The sequence below is a fragment of the Reyranella soli genome (assembly GCF_007992495.1).
Taxonomy (GTDB): Bacteria; Pseudomonadota; Alphaproteobacteria; order Reyranellales; family Reyranellaceae; genus Reyranella; species Reyranella soli.
On record NZ_BKAJ01000280.1, the window covers coordinates 1 to 6633 of the forward strand.

The 6633-nt window shown below is 55.5% G+C and carries 3 protein-coding genes; all 3 read left to right on the forward strand.

Annotated features, from left to right (window positions below):
* The first annotated feature begins 406 nt into the window (after positions 1 to 406).
* Complete coding sequence (locus RSO01_RS45465; protein WP_147157240.1) at positions 407 to 4912, forward strand: G8 domain-containing protein; 4506 nt, start codon at positions 407 to 409, stop codon at positions 4910 to 4912.
* A gap of 350 nt (positions 4913 to 5262) precedes the next feature.
* Positions 5263 to 5994, forward strand: coding sequence for a hypothetical protein (locus RSO01_RS45470; protein WP_147157241.1), 732 nt, complete (start codon positions 5263 to 5265; stop codon positions 5992 to 5994).
* Between the two features lie 150 nt (positions 5995 to 6144).
* On the forward strand, positions 6145 to 6501 hold the full coding sequence (locus RSO01_RS45475) for a DUF1330 domain-containing protein (protein WP_147157242.1): 357 nt from the start codon (positions 6145 to 6147) through the stop codon (positions 6499 to 6501).
* The last annotated feature ends 132 nt before the right edge of the window (positions 6502 to 6633 follow it).

Below are 6633 nucleotides of genomic sequence, written 5' to 3' on the forward strand. Positions count from 1 at the left end.
CCGGCCTGAGTACGACGACAAGCCCAGCGCGGGACCAATGGATGGGCTGCAATGAGCGACAAACAAGTACCTTTGGCGGAGGTTTCGAGGCTTAGACAGGAGCGCCGACAGCTTCGGGCCAAGCTCGCACTGCTCGAGGCGGAGAGGGAGGGCTAGCTGGCCGAGAAGACCCGGCTGATCTCGACTCTTGGCAAGCGCTTTGTCGACGACTCTATCGAAAAATAGATAGATGCCGCCGTTGCTTTCAGGACCAACGTGCCTAAAGCTATTTGCTTAGAGACCGGCCTCTAATGACAGATCGATCCTGTTGTTTACGTGCGGCGGTTTAGAAAAATGTCGGGGCACCTTGTAGGCGACTCCCGATGGCGACTGCTTCTAGACGGCAGGTTAAAGGGGGAGATTGCAAATGGATCTCTTTAATGTGGCGCAGGCGCGGTGTTGCGTTGGCACGTTACGGCCAGGGCCGGCGATCTGGCTCCTTTTGGGATTGCTGGTGGCAATGGCAACCGTCAGTCCGGTCCGCGCCCAATGCCCAACCCCGAATACGCCGGCGGCCCGAGGAGGCGATCTGGTTATCAGCGAATATTGCACGTTGAATCAGGACGCAGCCTACTATTACGGTCAGATCAACATCGTCAGTGGCGGCTTTCTTATTTTTCAAGAACCGGCCACGCAGTTTTCAAACGTTGATTTCTGGGCGAGCTCGATAGTCATCGAAGCGAACGGCGTACTCCAGATCGGCAATCCCACAACGCCTTACGGCACGAGCGGCGGCTTTCTAACTATTCATCTCTATGGCAAGGACCAGAGCAACGGCGCGAATCCGGCCGAGTATCAAGGCCAGGGAGTGCTTTGCAAAACCCGAACAGATAACAATGTCGGACCGTGTGGCATTCCGCGCCCGACTTGGAATGACAATGGCAAATCGCTTCTTCCGGGGTGTGGCATCAACGCTGGCCCGGGGCCCGTCGGGCCGGCACAAAAGACGTGCATTCCTGGCCTGGATACGACCGTTTCTGATTATTTTTACCAATACGGCCCGCTCCATGGCGACGGGCGATGCATAAACGGCCAGAACTTTAACAACAGCAATGGTACATGCGGTGCCGCTCCAGCCGAGGGGCAAGTAGGCTACTTCGGCTATAAGACCTTGGCGGTGTCTTACGATGCAAGTGTGTACATTTACGGCTTTAAAGGCGCGACCTACGATGCCGCGGTCGATGCTGATCCAACAAACTCGGGCTTCAGTTGGCTTCGACTGTCGGGCGACCTTCCGCCTGGCGTGCAGTCACTGAAATTGGACGACTCAAACGGTGCGCTTGGCGCGCGTTGGTTCCGCAAGCCCGAAAAACTTCTCAGCCAGTTTGTCGTTACCACCACAGACTATCTGCCGACTCACTCCGAAGTTTTCACAATCAACAATGTCAGCATCCCAGATGGCCTAACCGTCGACTTTACCGAGGCGGCTAAGTGGCTGCACGTCGGCACGCGCTATCCGATAGGCAGCCGGATTGACACAGAATCGCAAAAGAGATTGCAAGACGGCGGCATGGACAAAGACCTGATCGAGAAGGGCGCCGAAACTCGCGCGGCGGTGGCGCTGCTAACTCGGAGTGTTCGAATCGTTTCCGGCGGCGATGCGCTCAACGAGCAGTTCTCTGGTTACTTCGGTGGACATACAGTTTTTCGCCAGGGGTTCCGGAAAATCGAGATTCAGGGGGTCGAATTCGCCAACCTCGGCCAAGGCGGAAAGATGGGGCATTACCCTGTTCACTTTCACAAGAGTCGCCAGGTGCCCCCCGGCACCTTTGTGAAGGATTCCTCGATCAACGAGTCGAATACTCGCTGGTACGTTCTGCACAGTACGCAGGGCGTCACGTTACAGCGCAATGTCGGCTGGAAGTCGATCGGCCACGGCTTTTTTCTTGAGGACGGCACTGAAACTGACAACAACTTTTATTCCAATATTGGAATCTTCGCGCGGGCGGCAATTCAAAATCCACAAAACCCGAACCGAGTTCCTGGAATTCTATCAAACAACCTCTCGCAGCAGAGTGAGCCTGCCGGCTTCGCAGTGCGCACCCGCTCCGACAGTGAACATCCAACGGTGTTCTGGATTACCAACGGCTGGAACAATTTTGTGGGCAACATGGCGGCCGGTGCTGGTGCCTGCGGTGCAGCGTACTGGTTGGTGCCAGTAATGAATTCCGACCGGCCTGACTTGCCAACTTCTGATAATACTGTTTTTCCCAATAATACCGTTGGCCCCAATAGGGCTGATGGCCATATGAAATGGGACTACGATAAGGCCGGATATTTCGGATACGCTGGTTTCCAGACGGAGCGGAACGGAGCCGAGGATGCACGCTTCGCCGGTGCGACTCCGCTGAGAGTGTTCTTTAAGAATTCAGCGTCCGCCACAATGATGTCGTTCCAGACGACAATCGACGCGCCTAAGTGCAACGGCATTACTGTGTATGGCGCGAAAAGCGACTTTCCGACCGTCGCCGCAGTCAGGAGCTTTGCGCCGCCCGTCACTAAGGGAGAGCTACCCGATATTCTCCGAGATATGTATTACCCGCATGTTTTTGGGCGAAAGGCGGCCACTGCTTGTCCGCCTCTAGATCTGAGTAAACCCCCGGGCCTGAATAACCAAAACTGCGGCCAGTTCTCCGGCCGCTATATCAGCGAAGCCCCGGATTGTTCGGCGGGTAATGAGCAAAATTGTAACGTGACGGTGCTCAGCCATTTTACCTCATCCTTCACCTGGGCTGATGGCGCCGTAGCAGCGGTATGGCTGCGGCCTAACTGGTATCTTTTTGCCAATGGCGTCATCACCGATGTTCAGAACGGCGGTCTGAACTTCGTGACGGGTGGTGACATGACGCACTCCTCGCTAATTCCAGGCTATTGGGCGGTCGCCAAGAGCAGCGTCTTTGTCGGTCATACCCAGCCTCAAGTAGGCGATAATAACTATCAAACCTATCACGCTTTTGCTGCTGATGTCGGACCTTTTAACAATGATAGTCGGCTTCAGTGCGATCCATTGTTGGATCCTAATCAAGTCCCGAATTACTGCATCAATACCGAGAACGGCGTCAGCTACCAGCTTGCCGACTTTTTTGTGAATCAGTCGCTGTTTCGAATTTACGATGGCCCCAACTATCAAGACGGCAACGCATTTCTCGATATTACTACGTCGAAATGCGAGGTCTCCAAATATAATAGTGGTTGCATCTACGGAACCGGACGGATCAAGGGCATCCCAAAGTCTGTGGTCAACGACGACCCGACGAACCACGACTGCTATCTGCCGAACGCGGCGATCGGTTGGAAGCAGCCTAACGGCTTCTTCTATCCACCGGCCTTTCATTCAAGAAACCTCTTCTTCGGCAACGTCGAAATCCGTCATTTCGTGATCAACCCGCTGGTCGAGCCGACGCAAGGCGATTTTAGGCAGGGCGGCACTTACATCACCGACGAGGCTGCGGTCAGCAAGCACTATTGCAACTTCAACTCAGCCGCCAACCAGACCAACCCTGGCACTTTTGCAAGCTTTACAAGCATTGACCGGCAGACCGAACTGAACGATGACGACGGCACCTTGACGGGTCTCAGCAACACGTTTCCGGCGCCGCTCGCGCCGCTTTCGGGGGTGCCAAACCTCAACCAGACAATCTCAATCAACGAGGACAATTTTTTCGGCGCTCCGATTGAGACCCCTGAATGCGCCTCCAACATCTCCGACGTAAAGAATTACGGCGGCGCCAACAATTTGCCAGACAATGCCTGCAAGCCAACGCTAAAAATATTGCCGCCGGTGACCGCGCGAACTAGCCCTTACGACTATGTCGCGACGGTCATTTACCATGCCGTCGACAGCAACTGGTCGAGCGACTGTACTAACCCGACTTGTTACGGCGTCCCCCTCTATCGTCAATACCTGAACGGTGTCGACGGAGGGCAGGGTGGCAGCAGCCGCGAGTGGACCCAGTGGTACGCGAGCGGCTGCGGCGCTGATCATAACCAGCCGAATTGCCGCTGGCCGTTTATCCGAATGGCCGGCATGAGCATAGGGGTGCGTGAAACCCTGACGCTCAACAACGCTACTTATTACCTCGACACCGCAGTTCCGAGGGACATGCAGCAGAAGGAGCAGTTCAACACGGTGGGAGGTCCCAACGTTTCACTCACCAATTCCTTCAACGTCTTCGTGGGTGGCGACACGTACAATGTGTTTTTTGTCTACGCCAAGCAGAGTAGCCGACAAACGTATCAGATCTATGTCGGCAAGGGGCGCGATGCTGCGTCTGTCGCAGGCAGCATCAAGCCAATCCAGGTAGAAATTCCAGGCGAAATCAGACCGGGACCCTACGAGACAGGAGCGCCGTTCCTGTTTGTGACGGCCAAGGATTATGACCCGGCTAGCGGCATCGTCAGCGTCACTGTCGATTTTAGTGACGTCACGGCACTCGCACCAACTCCGGATAACGGGCTATGCCAACCGAAAAACTTTTGCAGGAAGGACCCTGCAAGCGGCGCCTGTACCTCGGCTCTCAGCAAGGATGACCCTTTGGCAAAGTTGCATCCGGCCATCCTTTCTACGTCGCAGCAGGTTTGCAGCCATTGGGCCGTTAAGGACCTGGATTGCCCGACGAAAGGCTGCCTCGGGTTCTCCTTCACATTACCCAATGACGGTTCGTTTTCGGCGGATGCAAGCGTTACGAAACCGACGCCCCACCGACCGCGGCCGACGGCGTTCCCGTCTAAAGGCACCAACCCCGACGGCAGCCCGCAGGGCGATCCGAATTGGCTAACCAAGTTTTTGAAGACGACACGGACGCCCGATTCGGCAAGTGGTGGTCAATGCTACTATAGGCAATTGCCGGGGACCGATTGCCCGATACCGTAGAGCGCGCCGGAGGAGTTCCTCTTAGCAATGGGATAGGCAGTAATAAATCGTGGCCACTGTGCTAGTGGTTAGAGCGGCTGTCAGATCGGTTCTAGCGCTCTGGACGTCATCGAAATCACCGTCTGGCGCCGGTTGGTGGCGCTGGGACTCGAGCAGCGGGCAACGTCGCCGTTGTTTGCCGGCCCTTTGTCTGGCGCGGGACGGCGACCCGCGAGGTGTCGTCGTCACGACGTGTGTAACAAGGGGGCGACGCAGTTATGATCCGATGTTTTTGTAAGCGTGCTTAGTGTTCCGCTTGCGACGGAACGTGAGCGTTCGGCACTTAGCGACAGTTAATAGAGAGCTATCTCATGGAATTTCGGGTTGGATCCTACGGCTACCAGAAATTGTTCAACGCCCGAGAGTTGGCCCTCGCTCAAGGCATCATCTTCCGTATGTTACGAGCTGATCGATGGAGCGTGAGCAGTCTCATCGAGGATCTCCCTCCCATTACCGATATTGAACTTAACATCGCACAGTTTCTCCGCGACGTGGAAGTGCTCATGGAGCTTAGAATCGGGGTGCCGGTACTACTGGAAAGGACGCCGGTGAGTTTAAGCTATCTCTTAGGAATGGATGAACGGAAGAATAAGCCAAGGGATGGTTCTGTATTGTTGCAGGTGGTTGAGAGACAGCCGCCCTTGTCGATATTTTCGTTTGTGGAAGCAAAGGAGATGCTTGTAGAGCAGGCAGGCGAATTCTTAGCGATGCGAATGGCTGCCGATCGTATGAGACGAGATCGGACATTCGATTCCGCGCGCACAGATTGGGAGCACGCTGAGGTGGAGCACGTCTTCAAGAACGAGCGGACTCTGATCTCCACCCCTGGCTGCCGGGTTGGCGTTCATACACAAACAAGCAATCTTAAAGTCCATTGGTCAGGCGCTTACTTTCTTACCCAAGAACTACTTTGGCGGGCCAACATCACCTGTTTCGAAGGTTCTCCAATCCGGTATCTACCTGTTTGGGGTAGATGGGGGCAATTACCCAGAGGTAGTTTGGGATACGTCACGGGTGGGCTTCCCAGGTGCGCGCCAAATTAACCTCCACTTTTGAGGCTGCGGAGATGTCGCTCGAAGATGCGGGTCCATTTGGAACTGTTGTATCTTTAGCATTAGCTCACAGAAGACTTGGACGCTCAGGGTGCTTCGACCCGCCAGTTAATCCGCCGATAGATCGGTCGCTTGCCGACGATGCCCTTGACCGCGTCTGGGGTGCTACCGTCCAATAGCTGGAACCAGAAAAGGGAAGGCATCCACGTGGCAGCTTATTTGATTGTCCAGAGCACGATTAGCGATGAGGCTCAGTACCAGAAGTACCGAGACGCGGTCGTTCCGCTGATTGCGCGCTTTGGTGGAAAGTTCATTGTTCGGGGCGCCGCCGTGGAAGCCCTGGAAGGCCGGCACGACGGACGCAGGATGGTGATCTTCGAGTTTCCCTCGATGTATGCGATTCACGCCTTCTGGGGTTCGCCGGAGTATATCCCGGTGAAGAAGATCAGAGAGGGAGCTGCTGCCCTTGATGTGTGGGCGGTCGCGGGCGTGGAATAGCGGCGTCCAGGCTGGCCGTCTTACGTAGCCGCTCAGGTCTGAGGTGTTGACGTTCAGCGCTCGTCGATCTCGCCGCCCGTTATCATGGCTGCACCGATCGCGTCTGACTTGGCGTCATCCATTGTAAAGAGG

What these genes read in the sequence shown, in the direction of transcription:
- RSO01_RS45465 (WP_147157240.1), top strand. Translation starts at nt 407, where the DNA reads ATGGATCTCTTTAATGTGGCGCAGGCGCGGTGTTGCGTTGGCACGTTA.
- RSO01_RS45470 (WP_147157241.1), top strand. Translation starts at nt 5,263, where the DNA reads ATGGAATTTCGGGTTGGATCCTACGGCTACCAGAAATTGTTCAACGCC.
- RSO01_RS45475 (WP_147157242.1), top strand. Translation starts at nt 6,145, where the DNA reads ATGCCCTTGACCGCGTCTGGGGTGCTACCGTCCAATAGCTGGAACCAG.